This is a genomic window from Bradyrhizobium sp. CIR18, from assembly GCF_014198295.1.
In the GTDB taxonomy this organism is placed as follows: domain Bacteria; phylum Pseudomonadota; class Alphaproteobacteria; order Rhizobiales; family Xanthobacteraceae; genus Bradyrhizobium.
Map to the genome: position 1 here is coordinate 244,861 of NZ_JACIHF010000010.1, position 20,557 is coordinate 265,417.

General features: G+C 64.3%; 17 protein-coding genes and 1 tRNA gene. 5 read left to right on the top strand and 13 right to left on the bottom strand.

Annotated elements, in window-relative coordinates; translation table 11 throughout:
* Position 1: 1 nt before the first annotated feature.
* The 4 genes from exbB to GGD65_RS27885 form a co-directional block, all read right to left on the bottom strand.
* Positions 2 to 1,003, bottom strand: coding sequence for a tonB-system energizer ExbB (gene exbB, locus GGD65_RS27870; protein ID WP_183237267.1), 1,002 nt, complete (start codon positions 1,001 to 1,003; stop codon positions 2 to 4).
* The gene (locus GGD65_RS27875) at positions 1,000 to 1,689 is read right to left on the bottom strand and encodes a Fe2+-dependent dioxygenase (protein WP_018319819.1); all 690 of its coding nucleotides are present in this window, start codon (positions 1,687 to 1,689) and stop codon (positions 1,000 to 1,002) included. The genes exbB and GGD65_RS27875 overlap by 4 nt, the downstream gene beginning before the upstream one ends.
* Positions 1,690 to 1,691: 2 nt before the next feature.
* Complete coding sequence (locus tag GGD65_RS27880) at positions 1,692 to 4,091, bottom strand: TonB-dependent siderophore receptor (RefSeq protein ID WP_018319818.1); 2,400 nt, start codon at positions 4,089 to 4,091, stop codon at positions 1,692 to 1,694.
* Between the two features lie 226 nt (positions 4,092 to 4,317).
* Entirely contained in the window at positions 4,318 to 4,557 is a 240-nt protein-coding gene (locus tag GGD65_RS27885) for a hypothetical protein (protein WP_018319817.1), read from the bottom strand.
* Between the two features lie 375 nt (positions 4,558 to 4,932).
* On the opposite strand from GGD65_RS27885, the gene GGD65_RS27890 reads away from it, so the two are divergent.
* The 3 genes from GGD65_RS27890 (at position 4,933) to GGD65_RS27900 (ending at position 9,889) form a co-directional block, all read left to right on the top strand.
* A complete protein-coding gene (locus GGD65_RS27890) occupies positions 4,933 to 6,114 on the top strand; it encodes an efflux RND transporter periplasmic adaptor subunit (RefSeq protein ID WP_179730845.1) in 1,182 nt (393 codons plus the stop codon).
* The gene (locus GGD65_RS27895) at positions 6,111 to 9,257 is read left to right on the top strand and encodes a multidrug efflux RND transporter permease subunit (protein ID WP_092252580.1); all 3,147 of its coding nucleotides are present in this window, start codon (positions 6,111 to 6,113) and stop codon (positions 9,255 to 9,257) included. Before GGD65_RS27890 ends, GGD65_RS27895 begins: the two co-directional genes overlap by 4 nt.
* A 65-nt stretch (positions 9,258 to 9,322) precedes the next feature.
* Positions 9,323 to 9,889: an invasion associated locus B family protein gene (locus GGD65_RS27900; protein ID WP_018319814.1), complete on the top strand. Its 567-nt coding sequence runs from the start codon at positions 9,323 to 9,325 to the stop codon at positions 9,887 to 9,889.
* Positions 9,890 to 10,099: 210 nt separating this feature from the next.
* Here the strand turns inward: GGD65_RS27900 and GGD65_RS27905 are convergent, their stop codons facing one another.
* The 9 genes from GGD65_RS27905 to GGD65_RS27945 form a co-directional block, all read right to left on the bottom strand.
* A complete protein-coding gene (locus GGD65_RS27905; RefSeq protein ID WP_026202257.1) occupies positions 10,100 to 10,462 on the bottom strand; it encodes a DUF1428 domain-containing protein in 363 nt (120 codons plus the stop codon).
* Positions 10,463 to 10,630: 168 nt separating this feature from the next.
* Positions 10,631 to 10,704 (bottom strand) — tRNA-Gln (locus GGD65_RS27910).
* A 176-nt stretch (positions 10,705 to 10,880) separates the two neighbouring features.
* A complete protein-coding gene (locus GGD65_RS27915; RefSeq protein ID WP_183237268.1) occupies positions 10,881 to 12,014 on the bottom strand; it encodes an acyltransferase in 1,134 nt (377 codons plus the stop codon).
* Positions 12,015 to 12,030: 16 nt separating this feature from the next.
* Positions 12,031 to 13,002, bottom strand: a complete 972-nt coding sequence (locus tag GGD65_RS27920) for a tripartite tricarboxylate transporter substrate binding protein (RefSeq protein ID WP_049814951.1) — start codon at positions 13,000 to 13,002, stop codon at positions 12,031 to 12,033.
* A 60-nt stretch (positions 13,003 to 13,062) separates the two neighbouring features.
* A complete protein-coding gene (locus GGD65_RS27925) occupies positions 13,063 to 14,250 on the bottom strand; it encodes an iron-containing alcohol dehydrogenase (RefSeq protein WP_183237269.1) in 1,188 nt (395 codons plus the stop codon).
* On the bottom strand, positions 14,207 to 15,244 hold the full coding sequence (gene pdxA / locus GGD65_RS27930; protein ID WP_092252572.1) for a 4-hydroxythreonine-4-phosphate dehydrogenase PdxA: 1,038 nt from the start codon (positions 15,242 to 15,244) through the stop codon (positions 14,207 to 14,209). The genes GGD65_RS27925 and pdxA overlap by 44 nt, the downstream gene beginning before the upstream one ends.
* Complete coding sequence (locus GGD65_RS27935; protein WP_183237270.1) at positions 15,241 to 16,347, bottom strand: four-carbon acid sugar kinase family protein; 1,107 nt, start codon at positions 16,345 to 16,347, stop codon at positions 15,241 to 15,243. The genes pdxA and GGD65_RS27935 overlap by 4 nt, the downstream gene beginning before the upstream one ends.
* Positions 16,348 to 16,349: 2 nt before the next feature.
* The gene (locus GGD65_RS27940) at positions 16,350 to 17,789 is read right to left on the bottom strand and encodes an FAD-binding oxidoreductase (protein WP_183237271.1); all 1,440 of its coding nucleotides are present in this window, start codon (positions 17,787 to 17,789) and stop codon (positions 16,350 to 16,352) included.
* Between the two features lie 24 nt (positions 17,790 to 17,813).
* The gene (locus tag GGD65_RS27945; protein WP_183237272.1) at positions 17,814 to 18,734 is read right to left on the bottom strand and encodes a dihydrodipicolinate synthase family protein; all 921 of its coding nucleotides are present in this window, start codon (positions 18,732 to 18,734) and stop codon (positions 17,814 to 17,816) included.
* A gap of 103 nt (positions 18,735 to 18,837) precedes the next feature.
* On the opposite strand from GGD65_RS27945, the gene GGD65_RS27950 reads away from it, so the two are divergent.
* Both GGD65_RS27950 and GGD65_RS27955 read left to right on the top strand, forming a co-directional pair.
* Positions 18,838 to 19,689 carry an IclR family transcriptional regulator gene (locus tag GGD65_RS27950; protein WP_246783420.1) on the top strand — a complete coding sequence of 284 codons (852 nt, stop codon included), beginning with the start codon at positions 18,838 to 18,840 and terminating at the stop codon, positions 19,687 to 19,689.
* A 134-nt stretch (positions 19,690 to 19,823) separates the two neighbouring features.
* The gene (locus GGD65_RS27955) at positions 19,824 to 20,555 is read left to right on the top strand and encodes a DUF3750 domain-containing protein (protein ID WP_183237273.1); all 732 of its coding nucleotides are present in this window, start codon (positions 19,824 to 19,826) and stop codon (positions 20,553 to 20,555) included.
* The last annotated feature ends 2 nt before the right edge of the window (positions 20,556 to 20,557 follow it).

A 20,557-nucleotide genomic window follows, 5' to 3' on the forward strand; every position in this document is an offset into this window, starting at 1 on the left:
CTCACTCCGCTGCGCGCGAATGCACGCTGCCGTGGCTGCGGTCGAGATCGCGCGAGAGCAGCCGCGCCGCTGCACCCGAGGCGCGGCTGACGAGCTCGAGATAGCCCTTCGTCACGCGCGAGAAGTGATTGTAGATGATGACGGCGGGAATGGCGGCGACGAGGCCGATCGCGGTGGCGAGCAGCGCTTCGGCGATGCCGGGCGCGACGACGGCGAGGTTCGTGGTCTGCGACTTCGAGATGCCGATGAAGCTGTTCATGATGCCCCAGACCGTGCCGAACAGGCCGACGAAGGGCGAGGTCGAGCCGATGGTCGCGAGCACGCCCATGCCGATGCGGATGCGCCGCGCCTCGGCGCGCACGATCTCGGAAAAGCTGGAGGCTGCGCGCTCCTTGATACCGGCGTCGCTGGACAGGCCGGCCGACATCCGCGCCTCACGCAGGGCCGCCGTCAGGAACGACGGCAGGATACCCTCCTTGGCTCCGAGCGCCATCTGCGCTTCGGCGAGGGAGCGCGTCTCCGCAACCTTCTTCAGCGCCGAACCAAGCTTGGAGGATGCGACCGACAGCTCGATCGACTTGGCGATGAAGACGGTCCAGGTCATCAGCGATGCGAAGGCGAGCCCGATCATCACCGCCTTCACGATGACGTCCGCCGACATGAACATCACCCAGGGCGACAATTCCTTCATCGCCGGCGCGATGCCAGCCGCGGCATCGGACCTGGCATCGGACTTGGCATCAGGCTTGGCGGTGGTCGAAACGGCGGCCGCGGAGGGCGCCGTCGGAGCGACCGGGGTGGCTGCCGTCGAAGCCGAAGGCGCCGGGACCGCAGGCGTGGTCGCCGCGGGCACCGCCGGAGCCGGAGCGACCGGGGCCGGCTGAGCCGTCGACTGCGCCGGTGCCGAGGGGGGTTGTGTCTGGGCGGAAACGGGGGATGCGAGCCAGGCGGCCGCCAGCATCAAGGCTGCGGCAAGGCTTGCTTGGAAGGTCATGGTCTTCATACTTCGGCCCAGTAGCGAATGAGATTGTGATAGATACCCGTCAATTTGACCGTTTCGGGATCGTCACGCCCGAGCCGGTCCACCAGCGCCTGAATCGCGGTGTCGAGGTCGAAGATCATGCTCCGGGCTTGATCGTCCCGTATCATGCTCTGAAGCCAGAAGAAAGACGCAACCCGTGTTCCCCTGGTCACGGGCGTGACGAGGTGGAGGCTGGTCGAGGGGTAGAGCACGCAGTCGCCGGCTGGCAACTTGACTTCGTGCGAGCCGTAAGTGTCCTCGATCACAAGTTCGCCACCGTCGTACTCTTCCGGCTCGGCGAGGAACAGCGTCACCGAGAGGTCCGTGCGGATGCGAAGGCCGGTCAGACGGTCGCCGCGGATCGCATTGTCGACATGCAGGCCGAAATGGTGGCCGCTATCCGCCGCATAGCGGTTGAACAGCGGCGGGAAGATCTGGAGCGGTATAGCCGCCGCGATGAAGCGCGGGTTCGATGTCAGCGCCGAGATGATGCGGTTGCCGAGCTTGCGCGCGACTTCGCTATCGGGCGGCAATTGCTCGTTGCGCTTGACCATCGCCGACTGCGCGCCGGCGGTGGACCGGCCATCCTCCCATTCGCTGGCGTCCATGATGCGGCGGAAATCCGCCACATCATCCTTGCTGAGAACGCCTGGCAGGCACGTCAACATGATCAGAACTTCGCTGTCGTCACGACATAGAACGCGCGCCCGGGCGCGACCGCCACGAACGGTACGTTGCTGCGATAGAACGAGTCGTAATAGAGCTTGTTGGTCAGGTTCTGCGCGTAGAACTTCATAGTCCAGTTCTTGTCGATCTTCTTCTCGACGAAGGCATCGAAGCGCCAATAGCTCGGCAGCTCGTTGGTGTTGGCCGCGAACGTGCCGCCGTAAACCTTCGAGCGGTACACCGCCTGCCCGCCGAGCTCCCAGCCGTCATCGAACTTGTACTTGGTCAGCATGCTGAACGACTGGTGGGCAATGTTGGCGAGCTGCAGGCCGAGATTGGAGGCAACCCCGCTCTGGGTGACCTTGGACTGCATCAGGACCAGGCCGCCGAAGATGCTCCAGCGATCGGTGATCTTGCCCTCGGCTTCGATGTCGATGCCCTGGATCCTGTAGGCAGCGCCCGAGGTCAGCAGGCCGTTGACGGTCTCGCGCGCGTTGTCCTTGGTGGTCTGGAACAGCGCGCCGGTCACCAGCAGGTGGCGGTCGGCGAGTTCCCATTTGGTGCCGACCTCGATCGCCTTGTTGCGCTCGGGCCCGAGCAACAGGGTCGAGTTGGGCGGAACGCCGCCGTAATCGGTGCCGGTCGCGTCAAGCTCCGAGCCGAACGGATTGGCCGAGGTCGCATAGGCTGCATAGATGCTGCCGATCGACATCGGCTTGTAGACCAGGCCGACGTTGTAGTTCACGAGATCCGCGTTCTGCTTCACGAAGCTCGAATTGTTCGACGCGCTCTGGCTGTAGCCGTCGTAGCGCACGCCGCCATTGACGATGATCGTGTCCTGCCAGTTCGCGGTGTCCATGACATAGACGCTGCTGGTGTTGACGCCGTAGCGCGTCGGGTTTCCGAGGAGTGACGGAATGCCGAAGGGAATGTTGGTGTATTGCGGGGAGTAGAGATTGACCCCTGTCACGGCACCGTTGCTCGTGAAGGGCGAGCCGGACAGCTCCGACGCGAGGCCGGCGTAGCGGTCGATCGAGATGTTCTCGTTCGAATATTCGACGCCGAACACCGCGGTGTGCTTGACCCCGCCGGTGTCGAGCTTGAACGTGGCCTCGTTCTGGTTGGCCCACACGTCCACGGTCTGGTAGCGGCTCTGCGCGCTCGCCGTCGTGGTCCAGAGCAGCGGATTGGGGCTGGTCGTATTCGGATTCTGCGGCAGCGTGCCGATATAGTTGAGCACCGAGTGCTCGCCGCGCACCTTGCTGGTCAGCGTGATGGCCTCGTTGACCTTGTACTCGATCGTGCCGGTACCGAAATCCTGCCGCGCCGTCTGGAAGTCGCGATTAAGGAAGCCGTACCAATTGCCGCGCGGAATGCCGGCCGAGGTCACCGGCACATTGCCCTGCTTGTAATAGGGCACGCCGAAATCCGGTAGGCCGCTGAGGTCGGTGTGGACGTAGTTCGTGGTGATCTTGATGTCGTTGGTCGGGGTGTACTTGGTCGAGATGAAGGTGCCCCAGCGATTGTCGGTCACGTAGTCGCGGCCGGCGACGTTGGCATCCTGGAACAGGCCGCCGGTGCGCACCGAGAAGGTCGGGTCGATGACCTGGTTGACGTCGAGCGTGACGCGCTTGGTCTGATCGGTGCCGAACTCGGAGTCCATGCGCTTGAAGTTGACGTCGCCAGCCTGCTTGGTGACGATGTTGATGGCACCGCCGGCAGTGCCGCGGCCGGCGTAGGAGGATGCCGGCCCGCGCAGGATCTCGATCTGCTCGGTGAAGAAGTTCTCGCGGATGGAAACCGCGGGATCACGGATGCCGTCGATGAACACGTCGTTGCGCGCATCGAAGCCGCGGATGAAGAAACGGTCGCCGAACGCGTTGCCGCCCTCGCCCGAGCCGAGCGTCACGCCCGCGGTCGAGCGCCCGATCTCCTTCAGCGTCGTCGCGTTCTTGTCTTCGAGCACTTCCTTGCTGAGCACCGTGATCGACTTGGGCGTGTTCAGCATCTTCTCGGGAAACTTGCCGCTGGCCTGGACGTGGTCGACCTTGTAGGGCGCGGCCGGATCGGCATAGGGATTGCCGTCGGGAGCGCCTGACGGCGTGGTCGGCGCCGTCTGCTGTGCCGCCTGCTCGCGCTGCGCGGCGCGACGAATCGCATTGCGGGCGCGGACCTGCTCCGGCGAAGGCTTCGACGACGTTGGACGCGGACGTTCGACGGGAGCATCGACCGTTACCGGCGGCAGGTTGGACTGCTGCGCCTGCGCGCCACTCGACACCGACGCCACCGCGATCAAGCTCGCAACTGCCGAGACCTTCTTGCCGGAAACACCTGCGAACTTTTCATCCACCAGACCGAATGCTGCGACCGAACGCAACGACTTCGGTGCGACCACCTGCCCCATTACCAAACGCCCCATCTTCCTGTTCGCTCACTCACTTTGACGAACGATGAGTTGTTGGTATCGGCCGCAAAATAGCGGGTCAATGCGAGCGCCTCGCAAGAACCCTTGAATCAGTCCAGTTCAAAACAATTCTAAACTACAGTTTGAAATCGTTCTAAACAGATATTGGACTCGTTCTAAAAGACAGCGCGCCGAATGCCGGGCAATCGATGGCTCGCTCACAGCATCAATCGCTGCTCGGCGGCTTCATCAGCGAAAACAATTCGTCGACGGTTTTCAGCGCAACAGCGCGCACGCGATCGGTTGAGTCCATGCCGGCGATGTTGACGCCGTTCACGACGGCTTTGATCTCGTCCCGGAAGTCGGTGAGGAAGCGCAAGGGATCACGCTGCTCATTGGCGACACGCGCGATCAATCCCGTGATCAGAATCTGACACGCGATCAGCTTGCCGTTCAGCTCGTCCATCCTGCGCTCCCGTTGTGGCGGCGCCGATATGGACGATGCTGAAATCCCTGACAACCGAAACGGCTTCCGCCCGACTTAGAACCATTCTTGTTACCGATACCGACCGGCGGCTCGACCCGGCGCCATTCGGCCCGAGCACCGTCCGGGAGTGCTGCTTGAGGTGCGTTCGCCGATCGCGCCTGCCGGGAAAATGCAGCACTGCACACCGCCGCGCCAGACCACTGCCCAGACGGTGCAAAGCTTTCCAATTGTTTAGGATTCTCAACTGATAGTGCTGTTTACACTGGAACTTGGCGTGTATTATACAAACGCTCTGGAACCCTACGATTGCCCCATAATTCGTAGCTGAGGGCACAAGAGCCGACACGAGACGATATGAAAAAGTCCCGGCCGATCCTCTGGATTCTGATCATCGCGGCCGTGGCCTCCGCGGGTTACTATGGTTGGCAGAAATTCGACGCCTCCCAGGCTGGAAAAACCCAGACCGCCCAGAAGGGTCCACCCCGCCCGCCTGCCGTCCCCGTCAGCGTTGCCCCGGTTCAGAAGGTCGATTTCCCGGTCTATCTGACCGGTCTCGGCACGGTTCAGGGGTTCAACACCGTGCAAGTCCGCACCCGCGTGGATGGCCAGATCGACAAGCTCGCCTTCCGCGAAGGCCAGATCGTCCAGCAGGGCGAGCTTCTGGTCTCGATTGATCCCCGTCCCTATCAAGCCACGCTCGACCAGGCCAAGGCCAAGAAGGCGCAGGACGAGGCTAGTCTGGCCAACGCCAATCTCGAACTTCAGCGCGCCATGAAGCTCGGCGAATTCGCGACCGCCCAGCGGGTCGACACCCAGCGCACGACCGTCGCCCAGCTCACCGCCCAGATCGCCGCCGACGAAGCCGCGATCGCCAACGCCCAGACCCAGCTCGACTACACCCAGGTCAAGGCGCCGATCACCGGCGTCGCCGGCCTGCGCCAGGTCGACATCGGCAACATCGTCAACGCCTCGACGCAAACGGGCATCGTCACGATCTCGCAGGTCGAACCGATCTCCGTGATCTTCACCGCGCCGGAAGACCAGCTGCCCTATATCACCGAAGGCCAGAAGAGCGGCGCGCTCAAGGTGATCGCCTTCACCACCGACGGCAAGAAGACGCTGGCCGAGGGCAAGCTTGCGGTCATCAACAACCAGGTCGACACCAGCAGCGGAACGATCCGGCTCAAGGCGGTGTTCGACAACAAGGACCACACGCTGTGGCCGGGCCAGTCGGTTTCGACGCGGCTTCTGGTGCGGACGCTGAAGGATGCGACCGTGGTTCCGGATGACGCGGTTCAGCATTCGACCAACGGTCTCTACGCTTATACCGTCAATCAGGACAACAAGGCCGAGGTGCACAAGGTCAAGGTCACCTACGCTATCGATGGACATTCGGTCATCGAAGAAGGGCTGAGCCCCGGTCAGCAGGTGATCACCGGCGGCCAGTTCAAGGTGCAGCCCGGAAGCCTCGTCTCGACGGCGGTGGCGAGTTCGAACCCGGCCCAGAACGCCCAGAACAAGGTACGACAGGAATGACCGAGGGCGGGATTTCGGCACCTTTCATCCGTTATCCCATCGGCACCTCGCTGCTGATGGCCGGCATCCTCTTCGTCGGTCTCGTCGCCTATCCCCTGCTCCCGGTCGCACCGCTGCCGCAGGTCGACTTCCCGACCATCCAGATCACCGCCAATTTGCCGGGCGGCAGTCCCGAGACGATGGCTTCGTCGGTGGCGCAGCCGTTGGAGCGGCAGTTCGCCCAGATTCCCGGCATCGCGCAGATGACCTCGACGAGCTATCTGGGCACCGCGTCGATCACCATCCAGTTCGATCTCAACCGCAGCATCGACGGTGCTGCCAATGACGTGCAGGGTGCCATCAACGCCGCCAGCGGCCAGTTGCCGAAGAATCTTCCCTCGCCGCCGACCTACCGCAAGGTCAACCCGGCCGATGCGCCGATCCTGCTGCTGTCGGCGACATCGGAGACGTTGCCTCTGACCAGCGTCAGCGACGCGGTCGACGCCCAGCTCGCCCAGCAGATCAGCCAGCTCTCCGGCGTCGCCCAGGTCTTCATCGGCGGCCAGCAGAAACCCTCCATCCGCGTCCAGGTCGATCCCGCGAAGCTGGTCGCCAAGGGCCTGTCGATGGAGGACGTACGCAGCCAGATCGCGATCACCACGGTCGACAGTCCGAAGGGCAATATCGACGGCGAGAAGCGCGCCTACACGATCTACGCCAACGACCAGCTCACGCACGCGAAGGACTGGAACGACGTCATCATCGCCTATCGCAACGGCGCTCCGTTGCGAATCCGCGACATCGGCCAGGCGGTCAGCGCCGCTGAAGACGCCAAGCAGGCGGCCTGGGCCAACGGCAAGCGCGGCGTGTTCCTGGTGATCTTCAAGCAGCCGGGCGCCAACGTCATCGAGACCGTCGATCGGATCAAGGCGACCTTGCCCCGCCTCGTGGCGGCGATCCCGCCCGCCATCAAGATCGAGCTCATCAGCGACCGTACCACGACCATCCGCGCCGCGGTCGAGGACGTCCAGTTCACGTTGCTGCTGACCATCGCGCTCGTGGTCATGGTCATCTTCATCTTCCTGCGCAGCTTCTGGGCCACCGTCATTCCCGCCATCACGGTTCCACTGGCGCTGCTCGGCGCCTGCGCGCTGATGTGGGTCGTCGGCTATTCACTCGACAATCTATCGCTGATGGCGCTCACCATCGCGGTCGGATTCGTCGTCGACGATGCCATCGTGATGCTCGAGAACATCACGCGATACATCGAGGAAGGCGAATCGCCGATGGCGGCCGCCTTCCGCGGCTCGAAGGAAATCGGCTTCACCATCGTGTCGATCAGCATCTCGCTGGTCGCGGTGCTGATTCCGCTGCTCTTGATGGGCGGCATCATCGGGCGCCTGTTCCGCGAATTCGCCGTCGTGCTGGCGATGACCATCTTCGTCTCGATGTTCGTGTCGCTGACCCTGACGCCGATGATGGCCTCGCGCTTCCTGCGCGCCCATGGCGAGGTGCGCCACGGTCGCTTCTATCAATGGAGCGAGCGCGCCTTCGATGCGATGCTGCGCGGCTACGAATACGTTCTCGATCACGCCCTGGCCTGGCGGCGCACCACGCTGGCGATCTTCTTCGCCACGCTCGGACTGTCGATCTATTTGTTCGTCCTGATCCCGAAGGGATTCTTCCCGCAGCAGGATGTCGGCCTGATCACGGCGACTTCGGAAGCCTCGCAGGACATTTCGTTCAAGGAGATGACCCGGCGTCAGGAACAGCTCGGCAAGATCATCCTCGCCGATCCCGACGTCGCCAGCGTCGCCATGTCGATCGGCGGCAGCGGCCGCGCCGGCAACAACGGCAACATATTCATCACGCTGAAGGCTCGCGACAAGCGCGATGCCTCGGCTCAGCAGATCATCGCGCGACTGCGTCCGCAGTTCGACAAGGTCGAGGGCGCCCGCGTCTACATGCAGGCGGCCCAGGACGTCCGGCTCGGCGGCCGGCCGACGCGCACCCAATTCGAGTTCACCTTGCAGGACGCCGACCTCGCCGAGCTCAACGAGTGGGCGCCGAAAATCCTCGCCAAGATGCAGACGCTGCCGGAGCTGCGCGACGTCGCGACCGACCAGCAGACCCAGGGCACCACGGTCCAGCTCAAGATCAACCGCGACACCGCCGCGCGCTACGGCATCCAGCCGCAGCTGATCGACGACACGCTGTATGATGCCTTCGGACAACGACAGGTCACGCAGTATTTCACCCAGCTCAACACCTACAAGGTGATCCTGGAGATCCTGCCGGAGATGCAGGGCAATCTCGACAGCCTGAACAAGCTCTATCTGAAGTCGCCGCTGACCGGCGACCAGGTGCCGCTGTCGACCTTCGCGACCTGGACCACTGATCCGGTCCGTCCGCTTTCGATCAGCCACCAGGGCCAATTCCCGGCGATCACCATCAGCTTCAACCTCGGCCAGGGCGTCGCGCTCGGCCAGGCGACGGAAGCCGTGCAGAAGGCGATGGCCGAGCTCGGCGCGCCGCCGACGCTGAACTCGAGCTTCCAGGGCACGGCGCAGGCGTTCCAGCAATCGCTCGGCACCGTGCCGCTGCTGATCCTTGCGGCGCTGGTCGTGGTCTACCTGATCCTCGGCATCCTCTACGAGAGCTATATCCATCCGATCACGATTCTGTCGACGCTGCCCTCGGCCGGCGTCGGCGCGCTCGCGATCCTGATGGCGGCCGGGTTCGACTTCAGCCTCATTGCCTTGATCGGAATCATTCTCCTGATCGGCATCGTGAAGAAGAACGGCATCATGATGGTCGACTTCGCCATCGCCGCCGAGCGCGACGAGCACAAGACGCCGGCGGAATCGATCCGCCAGGCCGCCCTGCTCCGCTTCCGCCCGATCATGATGACGACGATGGCCGCGCTGCTCGGCGGCGTGCCGCTGATGCTCGGTCACGGCACCGGCGCCGAGATCCGCCAGCCGCTCGGCTACGCCATGGTCGGCGGCCTGATCGTCAGCCAGGCGCTGACGCTGTTCACCACGCCGGTGGTCTATCTCTATCTCGACGAGCTCAACAACTGGTTCTCGGGCTGGGGCCGTTCGGGTGACGGCGAAGGCGGCGAGGCGGTGGAGCACGGCACCGTTAAGGAAGCTGCCGAGTAGCGGCTTGCACGGCGCTTCCGGCGACGCTACAGCGAGGCCCCGGTTCACGCCAACGCGGTTTCGCCATGCTCATGCAATCCAGACTTGTCGCCCTCGCCGCAGCTGTCCTGTTGCCCTTGGGCGCCGCGTATGCCCAACAAGCCGCCAAGAAGAACGCCCCCGCTCCGGCGGCGCAGCCGGCACCGGCTCCGACGCAGCCACAGGCTGACGGCGCGCCGGCGCAACAGCCCGGCTGGATCGTGCGCTGCACCAGCGCCAGCCGTGACGCGCCGCTCGAATGTGCGATGGAGCAGAACGCGGTGCTGACCAAGACCGGCCAGACCATCGTGCTGATCAACATCCGCATCGCGCCCGACACCCGCACGCCGGTGGCGCTGCTGCAATTGCCGCTCGGCCTCAACCTTCCCATCGGCGCCAAGCTCCAGGTCGACGAGGGCAAGACGGTCGATCTCCAGATCCAGACCTGCGAGAACCGCGGCTGCTACGCCTCGGCGCCGATCGCGCCGGATCTGCTCGCCGCGTTGCGGTCGGGCAAGCAGCTCAAGGTCTCCTTCCAGAACATGGCCAAGGAGACGATCGCGATTCCGATGCCGCTGGGCGATTTCGCTTCCGCCTACGACAAGATCAAGTAACGCAAGTCCCCGTTACTGCCGCGCCATCTGCGCGTTGCCGACGGCATCGCCGTCGAGCCGCTGGTCATTGTGATGGTGACGGCGTGCAGCAGCCCCGTCGATCAGCAGCGTGTATTCGGTGATGGAGGCGCGGCTCGCCGGCTGCCTGTTGCTGCTGCTGCAGGCCGAAGTCGACCGCGCGCCTCCGAGATAGCCTTTCTCCCCCGCCTGTCAGCTGACGACGTCGCTCGCCCGGAGCAAGGTCGTGAACCCGCCATAGATCATGCGCTTGCCGTCGAACGGCATGCCCTCCATCTTCAGCCGCGGGTCCTCCATCACCTTCTTGTTGACGGCATCGCGGGTCTCCCGGTCGCGGTAGACGATCCAGGCGAACACCACGACCTCGTCCTCCTTCGCCATCACCGCGCGCGGAAACGAGGTGAGCTCGCCATAGGGGACATCGTCAGCGACGCATTCGACATAATCGAGCGCGCCGTGCTCCATCCAGAGCGCGCAGGCGGTCGTCGACAGCGTCTTGTAGGCCTCGATCTTGTCCTTCGGCACGGCCAGAACGAAACCATCGACATAGGGCATCAGGAATCTCCTTGAGTTGTGTGACCCAAGGACGATGCAGAGCACGGCGATCCGACCGGGGAAATGCGATTTCAGATGAGGCAAACGGTCGCGACCAGCGGCGCGGCCCATGGACCGTTCACTGGCACCGAAGGACCTGAAGATCTGGACTTTGGGCGTGCCCGGAACTGGCTGGGGAACCTGGATTCGAACCAAGACAAACAGAGTCAGAGTCTGTTGTGCTACCGTTACACCATTCCCCACCGAAGCGCTTGAAATCGCTAAGCTTTCTTCGGAAGTTCTGCGAGGGCGGGCTGACAGCTTTGCAAATCAGCGGCTCGCAGGCCGCTCATATAGCCGCGCTGACCTTCGCGGTCCAGCCCTTCTGTGAACATCTCGGCTTGTTCTGGCTGCGTTCGCACCGACAGGACGGACTATCTCAAGCCTTCCCGAAGGAATCCTGCGGCCCTTTGCGGTTGTAGAACAGCGATCGGCGCGCCCGATCGATCCATCGCTGCACCGTGAACTCGAAGGCGAGCGCGACGACCGTGGATGCGAGCAGGATGCCCAAGGTCTGAAACAGAATTCGCCAATGGCTCACAATGTGCGGATTGGTCAGCGTGATCGGATCAAAGACCTGCAGATTGATCGCGATCTGGATGAAGAGAAAATGCGAGAGATAGACGCCATAGGAGGCGTCGCCCAACGTGGTCGACAGCGGTCCGTTGATCCTTGAGAAGAGCGTCGGAATAACGATGCAGGTTGCGATAACCAGCGGCACGCCCTGAACGATGCCCCCGTGATAGTCGACGTCGGCATAGACGTCGGCGAGGAGATAGAGGCAGTAGAGGGCCGCGAGCCAGTAGCCCGCACGCGTCGACCATGTCAGGCGATCTCGCAACGAGAAGAGCACAACGCCGGTGCCGAAATAGCCGATCTGGCTGTAAAACGGGAAGTAAGCCCATTTCCATTCGTAGACGTGCAGAATGGTCATCTTGATCGCGAAGGCGGCGACCACCAACCCGGCGAGCCATTTTCTGTTCAGGAGAAGCAAGGCAGGCAGCAACGCGTAGAAGACGATCTCCGCGCTGATCGACCACGCCTGCGGAACCAGGAGATACGTGGTGCTGTGCATGGCCGAATAGAGATCGAGACCCAGCAGCGACAGGTTGATCACATAGGGCCGCTCTTCCGTTCGGAGGGAATTGAAGATGCCGCTCTCGTTCGCCGAGTTCCACAGGTGTAGCGCGAACGTAGCTACCAGGACAGCTAGGTAGAACGGATAAAGCCTCGCGAAGCGGCTGGCGAAGAATGCAGCAGGCCGTCCCGGATAGTGCCGCTCATAGGCGGCGGCCATGTAGAAGCCACTGATGATGTAGAAGACTTCTACAGCGGCCAAACCTCCGATCGTCTGGTGAATGACGCCAAATTGGCAATGAAATCCAACGACGATCGCCGCCAGCAGAAAACGAACAGTCCCCATCAGCCCCGCACCCGTTGGCTGATGCGAACTTAGACCGACGACCGGCGCTGAACAAGCGGCCGCCCCATCTGCATGCGGCGGCCGGCTCATCTCTTCGCGTGCCGCCCTACTCCAGCTTGATATTGGCGGCCTCGATCACCTTCTTCCAGCGCGCCGTCTCGGCGTTGATGTAGGCCGCGAACGGTTCGGAATCCACGGCGACAGCGGTGGCACCGAGTTCGGCCATCTTCTGCACCGTCTCCGGCTGCGCCATGAAGGCGCGAATCTCGGCCGAGAGCTTTTCGACGATCGGCTTGGGCGTGCCCGCGGGCACAATGAAACCGTGCCAGGCCACCGCCTCGAAGCCGGGCAGGAATTCGGCCACGGCCGGAGCTTCGGGATCGAAGGCGGCGCGCTTCGGCGTTGCGGTCGCGAGCAGCGCGAGCTGGCCGGTCTTCACCTGCGGCAGCAGCAGCGGGACGTTGTCGAAGGCGAGATCAATCTGTCCGCTCAGCAGATCCGTCAGCATCTGGCTGGAGCCCTTGTAGGGCACGTGCACCATCTTGGTGCCCGTCATCTGCTGGAATAGCTCGCTGGCAAGGTGCTGCGAGGTGCCGACGCCGGCCGAGCCGAACGAGACCTTGTCCGGATTCGCCTTCAGATAGGCAATCAACTCCGGCACGGTACGCGCCTTGATCTTGTTGGGATTGACGACGAGAACATTGGGCACGACGCTGATCTGGGCGACCGGCACCAGATCCTTGTCCGGCTGGTAGCTGAGCTTCGGCCCGTAGAGCGACGGGTTGATCGCAAGCGCGGACGTGCTGGCAAGGCCGAGCGTGATGCCATCCGGCGCCGATTTCGCCACCCGCGTCACGCCGAGGATCGAGCCGGCACCGCCGACATTCTCGACCACGAAGGGCTTGCCGAACTTCGCCTGCAAATGGTTGGAGACCATGCGCGCGAAGATGTCCGCGGTGCCGCCGGCGGCGAAGGGAACTACCACCGTCACCTGCTTGGACGGATAGCCGTCCTGCGCCTTTGCGGGTGAGGCCGCCAGCACCAAGGCTGAGGCAAGGACAAGCCACATCGATCTCATAGAAGTTTCCTCTGTTTTCCGTGTTGTTGATTGGCTGCCGCGCGCGAGCCGCGGAGACGGTTAGAACGCGACCTCGTACATGTTCAGGATCGCATCCCGGCCGAGGTCGCGCGGATTGTTGTCGAGCAGGCGGCGAATGGCGTGCGCCTCGTCGGCCATCACGCCGAAATCGTCCCGAGGCACGCCGAGCGGGGACAGCCGCATCTCGATGCCGAGATCGCTGCAGAACTTGTAGCTTGCCTCGAACGCGAGCTTTGGATCGCCCTGCTCCGGCAGGCCGAGCGCCTGGAGCACCGCGATCGTCTTCGCTTCCACCGCCGGCATGTTGAATGCCAGCGTATGCGGGAAGATCACCGCGCAGGCGAGGCCATGTGCCACGTGGTGCCGCGTGCCGAGCGGATACGCCACCGCGTGGCCGGCTGTCGTGTTCACCGGTCCCAGGCAATAGCCGCCATAGAGCGAGGCCAGCGCGAGGCCCGCGCGCGCCTCGCGATCGCCGCCATCGGCCACCGCGCGCTTGAGATAGCGGCCGACGAGCCGCGCGCCTTCGAGCGCGTAGAGGTCGATCGCCGGATGCGCCTTGCGGCTGGTATAGGCCTCGACGCAATGCGCCAGCGCATCGACCCCGGTCGCCGCGGTGACCTCCTTCGGCACGGTCATCGTCAGATCCGGATCGACGATGGCGATGTCGGCCAGCATGAAGCGGCTCTGCACCGCCTGCTTGTTCTGGCTGACGGGATCGGTCACGAGCGCGCGGGTGCCGGCCTCGCTGCCGGTGCCCGACGTGGTCGGAATCTGCATCAGCGCGACGCTGCGGCCGGCCACCTTCTCCGGCCCGACGATGTCGGCAAAGGGCACGTCGCTCGTGCACATCACCGCGACCAGCTTGGCGAGATCCATCGCGCTGCCGCCGCCGAAGCCGACGACGAGATCGGGCTTGACGTCCTTCGCCATCGCCACCGCCTTCTCGAGATTAGGCAGGTCCGGCTCGGGCTTGACGTCGCCGAACACCTTCACCGCACCCGGCAGCGCCAGCATGTCGACGCGGCGTGCGTTGAACGGATCCGAGATCACCAGCGGCCGCCTGGCGCCGATCCGCTCGGCGTAGCGCGCTGCCGCGCCGATCGTGCCGTTGCCGAACTCGAGGACGGTGGGACGCTGGATTTCGATGGGCGTGAAGGCGTTGGTCATCGTGCGTTCGAACTCATGATTTGGATACGGAGGCGCCAGCGGCGAGCCGCTCGGCATAGTCGATGGCCTCGATCAGGCTGTGCTCGTTGGCGATGCCCTTGCCGGCGATGTCGAAGGCGGTGCCGTGATCGACGGAGGTGCGGATGATCGGCAGGCCCAGCGTGATGTTGACGCCGGACAGCTCCTGCCAGCGGCCGGTCGCGGGATCGACCTGGAAGCCGAGCAGCTTGACCGGAATGTGCCCCTGGTCGTGATACATCGCGACCGCGGCATCGTACTGGCCGGCGCGCAGCTTGACGAAGATGGTATCGCCGGGCACGGGCCCGACGACGTCGAGGCCGTCGGCAACGGCTTTCGCAATCGTCGGTGCCGAGACGTCGATGTCCTGCCGGCCGAACAGGCCGCCCTCGCCGGCATGCGGATTGAGCGCCGCGATCGCGATCTTCGGTTTGGCGATTCCGAGCCGCAGCAGGGCATCGTTGGTGAGGTCGATCACCATGCGCAGACGCTCCGGCGTCAGGCGCTTCGGCACGTCCTCCAGCGCCACATGGGTCGAGACATGGCTGACGCGCATGTTGCCATGGGCGAGCAGCATCACCGAGCCGCGCACGCCGGTGAGATGCGCCAGCATCTCGGTATGACCAGGGAAATGATAGCCGGCCTTGTTGAGCGCTTCCTTGTTGAGCGGCGCCGTGACGATCGCCGCGGTCCGGCCCGCCTGCGTCAGACGCACGCCCTGCTCGATCGCCTTGTAGGCAAAGCGGCCGCCATCGGCGCTGAGCACTCCGGGCTTGATCGGGTCGCCCTCGATGTCGGCCTGGAGGAAGCAGAGGTTCGGCCAGTCGCGATCCTCGGCGCGCACTTCGGGAATCGCAATGCCGGCACCGAGCGCGGCTTTCGCGCCATCGAGCGCCGCGCCGTTGCCGATGATCAGGATCCGCAGATCGCCTTTCGCGATCCGGTCCTTCAGCCCGACGCAGGCCTTGACGATGATCTCCGGCCCGATCCCGGCGGGATCGCCCATGGTGATGGCAAGATGACGAGAGGTCATGTCGGACTCCCCTTGCTGAGCAAATGATTATCCCGAAGCAGGTCGCGCCACAGCTCGCTGGGACCGAACGCGCCGGACTTCGAGATGACATCGACGCCGGCCCAGCGGCCGCCCTGCAAGGTCGAGCGCGGCAATCCCGGTACGATACGTCCTGTCACCTCGAGCGCATGCGCGCCAAGGGCAAGGCATGCGGCCTTCAGTGTTTCTCCACCGGCAACAACCAGCGTGCCCGGTGGTTCGAGTGCTGTGATCAGCCGGGTCATCTCGTGCGCGATCCGCCGCGCCGCCTCGGCTCGCGTCAAGCCGTCAGCGAGGGCGAATTTGACCAGCGCCACGCCCTCGTCGGCCAGCTTGCGTCGAACGCCCGCGCCGCCCTCCCCCTCGGCCAGCGCGATGGTGGCGTGACCACATGCCGCCAGCTGGGATGCGGTGGCGGCCTGGTCGGAGCCGAACAGCCCCAGCACCGGCCGCTTCAGTTGCGAGGACGCAGAGGAGCCTTGACCCCGGGCAAGCGCACCGGCGAGGCCGCCGCTGCCACACCACAACACGGGCCCCGGCATGCGCTGCGCCATTTCGACGACGCGATCGAGGTCGAGGTCGCTCTCGGCATCGAACACCTGAACGCCGCCTTGCGAGAGCGTTTCGGCCGTGCCCTGTCGTGCTTCGATGCCGTCTTGCCGCAACTGATCCAGCAAATTGTCGCCGACCCTGTGCCAATCGCCATGCACGGTGCGGGCGAATTGCTGGCCACCGACAGTGCGACGTCCCTGATAATCGAACGCCGGCGCGACCACGCAAGAGGCCCAATGGCCGCTGCGCAGGCAGGCGTCGAGCTCGGCCGCCCACGCGCCTCGAAGGAGGCTATCGACCTTCTTGTAGGCGATCGTCCCGTCCTGAAGCTGCGGCGCCAGTCGCCCCACGATCTCGACGCTCTCGGCCTTCGACCGCTCGCGGGTGCCGCTATCGATCGCCAGGCTCCCGGACTCCAGCGGCGCAAGCGCGCCCGACCAGACGACATCGAACGGACCGCACAGGCCGACGAACTCCGCCGCGGTGTCGAGCGCACCGGTGAGATCGTCGGCAAGCAGGCAGACGCTCGTCATGGTTATGCCGCTCCCGCACCAAAAATCTTGCCGGGATTCATCAAGCCCTTCGGATCGAGCAATTTCTTGATATCGCGCATCAGCTCGATGTCGAGAGGATCGGCCACACGGGCAAGCCGGCCGCGATTGGTGATGCCGATGCCGTGCTCGGCACTGATCGCACCGCCCTGCGCTGCGGTCTCGTCGTCAACGATCTCGTTGATTTCAGCCACGAGCGCAGCGGTCGCCGCCGGGTCCTGGCAACGCGCGCGGTCGATCAGGGCGATGACGTGGATGTTGCCGTCGCCGATATGGCCATGCATCACGACCCGCGCGTGCGGTACCGCGGCGTTGATCCGGGCCTCGACATTGGTGACGAAGGCGGCCTGGCGCTCCAGCGGAACGACACTGTCGTGCGAGACGACATAGCCGCTACGCTTGTTGCCTTCGGACACGCTGTGCCTGACAGCCCAGATCGCCTTCGCCTGCGCGAGGTTGGAGGCCAGGATCACGTCCTCGGCAAGGTGGGCTTCCATCGCATCCGCCAGCACCGTGGCGAGCGGCTCATCAAGGTCGACGCCGGCGAGCGTGTCGGTCAGTTCGACGATCAGATACCACGGCGTCGTCAGCTCGAAGGGGATCGTGACATGCGGCACGGACTCTGCGATCGCCTCGATCTGCGCGCGCGACATGATCTCGAGGCTGCCGAGCCGGTCGCCGACCGCGCCGCGCAGGCGCTGCATGATCTCAAGCGCCTGCTCCACGCCCTGCAATTTCAGCAGCGCCAGCGCCGAGCTGCGCGGCGGCGCGAACAGCTTCAACACCGCCGCGGTGATGATGCCGAGCGTGCCCTCTGCCCCGATGAAGAGCTGCTTCAGCCCATAACCCGTGTTGTCCTTACGCAATGCGCGCAGGCCGTTGAAGATTCGCCCGTCGGGCAGCACGACCTCCAGCCCGAGCACGAGATCGCGCGTCGGACCGTAACGCAGCACCGCCGTGCCGCCGGCATTCGTCGAGATATTGCCGCCGATCTGGCAGGAGCCTTCGGCGCCCAGGCTCAAGGGAAAGTAGCGATCGACCTCGCGCGCCGCATTCTGCACCTCCGCGAGGATGCAGCCGGCCTCGACTATGATCGTGTTCGCGAGCGGGCTGACATCGCGCACGGCGCGCATCCGGTCGAGCCGGATCACCACATTGCCGGCCCGATCGTCCGGCGTTGCCGCCCCGCACATGCCGGTGTTGCCGCCCTGCGGCACGATCGCGAGTTGCCGTGCCGCACAGAATTTGACGACGGCGGCGACCTCGGCGGTGGAGCCGGGCTTCACCACCGCAACCGCGCGGCCGTGATAACGCCCGCGCCAGTCCACCACATAAGGCTCCTGGTCGGGTCCGGACGCGATGATTTGCTTGTCGCCGACGATCGCGGCAAGCCCGGAAAGCGCGTCCTGGAAGGAGTCCGACATCGGATCGCCTCGTCGTCGCGCCGGCTACAAAGCGGCTGCGAATGCCGCAGCATTCGCGAGCAGCTCTTTCACCTGCTCGGGCGGCAACGACTCCAGCGGCGGTCGCAGGCGCTGCCATCCGGCGTGGCCAGTGCGCTCTGCCACCAATGTCTTCAGCGAGGCCATCTGCGGGAAGCGCGAGACCAGCTCGCGCGCTTTCACGATGCGCGCCTGCGCCGTCTTGAGCGCCGCGTCGTCGTCGCTATCGCGAAAATGCTTGTAGACATAGGCAAGGTCCCGCGCGACCAGATTGGAGGTCGCCGTGATGCAGCCGGCGCCGCCCTTGCGCAGCAGCGGCAGCAGCAACGGATCGGCTCCGACCAGAACCGAAAAGCCGGGGAAGCGCTCGACCATCGCGGTCATGTTCGCGAAGTCGCCGGAGGAATCCTTGATACCCACGAACGTTGCCGGATAAGCCGTTCGCAGCCGCTCGATCAGCGCATGCGAGATCGGCTGCGCCGACATCTGCGGGATGTGATAGAGCACGACCTTGAGCCTGGCATCGCCAATGCGCTGCACGATTTCGCTATAGGACGCGTAAACGCCGTCGTCCGTGACACCCTTGTAATAGAACGGCGGCAGCATCACCACGGTGTCGACGCCGACCGAGAGTGCGTGGCGCGTCAGGGCGATGGTCTCGCTGAGCGCGGCCACGCCGGTGCCCGGCAGAAGACGTTGCGGCGCGATGCCGGCAGCCACCACCGCCTCGAGCAGCGCCATGCGCTCCGCCGCGGAGAAGGAGTTCGCCTCGCCCGTCGTGCCGAGCAGCGCGATACCGTCGCAGCCCTCATCGAGGAGATAGCGGCAATGCGCGATGAAGCGCGCATGATCGGGAGCGAGCTGGGCGTCGAGCGGGGTCAGCGCGGCGGAAAACACGCCATGAGGGTGCAGCGATGGTGTCGACAAACTTCCTCCGATCGTCAAATCAGTTGTTCGGAATGCGAACATTTGTTATTGGCTTGACCAGTCGTAAAATCAGCTTGCCGCCGCGTCAAGGGCGGTGGCTGTCATGGCAAGGCATTCGGGCATGGCCAAGGTCGAAAAGAAGGCCACAAAGCGCAAATCGGAATCGCCCCCGAAAAACCCCAAGAATCATGTGGCGTCCGTCGGCAAGGCCTTTGCCGTGCTCAAGAGCTTCAGCAGCGAGGCCTTCGAGCTCACCCTGAGTGAGATTGCCGCACGGGCCGATCTCGATCGCGGAACGGCGTTCCGGTTGATTCAGACCCTGACCGAGATCGGCTATCTCCAGACCGTGCCGCAGAGCCGCCGGTTCCGCCTCGGTGTTGCCTGCCTCGACCTCGGTTACACCGTGCTATCGCATGGATCGTTGCGCCCAATGGTCGAGCCGTTGCTGCGCGATCTCGTGCCCGATGTCGGCGATGCGGCTTCGCTCGGCATCCTCGACGGCGGCGACGTGGTCTATCTCGCGCGCGTCGGCGCGGGCCTCGACCGCCACAAGATGGATCGCCGGCCGGGCACGCGCATTCCCGCCTACAGCGCCGCGCTCGGTCACGTCATGCTGGCGCATCTGGCGCGGGACGAGCAGATCGAGCGACTGGAATCGCGCCCTCGCGTCAAACTGTCGGAGCGGACGCTGACCGATCTCGATGCCTTGCTCGCCCGGCTCGATCTGGTGAAGAGAAAAGGCCATGCCGTCTCCGACGGCGAGAACGCCTACGGCCTGCGCACGCTGGCAACGCCGATCTTCGACGCCCAGGGCTCGGTGATCGGGGGATTGAGCATCACGGTCGATGCCATGCGCATGGACATGGCGGCCTTCCGCGACCAGGCACTGCCGCGGCTGATGGAGCTGACCAGCCAGGTACAGGATCTCGCGATCAAGTCGGGATTGACGAGCTGAGCGATCTCTTCGCGGACGTGTCCCGTGCGACGTCACAGCTGACGATCTGCATTCGAAGATCATTGTGAAAACGCTTTCGCGACCTATATCGTCAAGGCTTCCTTCCGAAACCCGATTTCCCCTTGCGAAGAGCCGTGCTCGTTTTCTTCCTGCTCCTGTTCGTGCCGATCGGCCTATCGGCCGCGCGGTACTATTGGCTTGGAGATGGCCGCGGCAATTGGCAGACGGCTGACCGTTCCAGCGCAGGCCTGCTGCCGCCGGCTTCTTCCCATCCCGATGCCCTGATCCGGGTTTATGCGGCCCGAACGGTCCGGTGGCGAAGCATCTTCGCCGTCCACACGTGGATCGTCGTCAAGGAAAAGGATGCGACCAGCTACAGCCGATACGACTACACCGCGTGGGGCGAACCGATCCGGAGCAACGGCTTCGCTCCCGATGGAAGGTGGTTCGGCGCCCTGCCGGAAACCGTCGTCGCCGTAGATGGGTCACGGGCCGAGCTCCTCATTCCCAGGATTAGGACTGTGATCGAGACTTACAAGTTTCGAACCTACGGCGACTACAGCGCCTGGCCGGGACCGAATTCAAACACCTTCGTTCAAGCCGCTCTTGATGCCGTGCCGGAACTTCGCGCGGTTCTGCCACCGACCGCGATCGGCAAGGATTATCCCTATTCCGGGGAATGGATTGGGCTGACCGCCTCGCGCACCGGCTTCTATGCCTCGCTCTTCGGCTATCTCGGCCTGACCCTTGGCTGGGTCGAAGGCCTCGAGATCAACTTCTTCGGCGCCGTGCTCGGCCTCGACATCCGCCGGCCCGCCGTCAAGCTGCCGGGCATCGGCCGCCTCGGTGTTGCCGCCGGTCTGTAGAG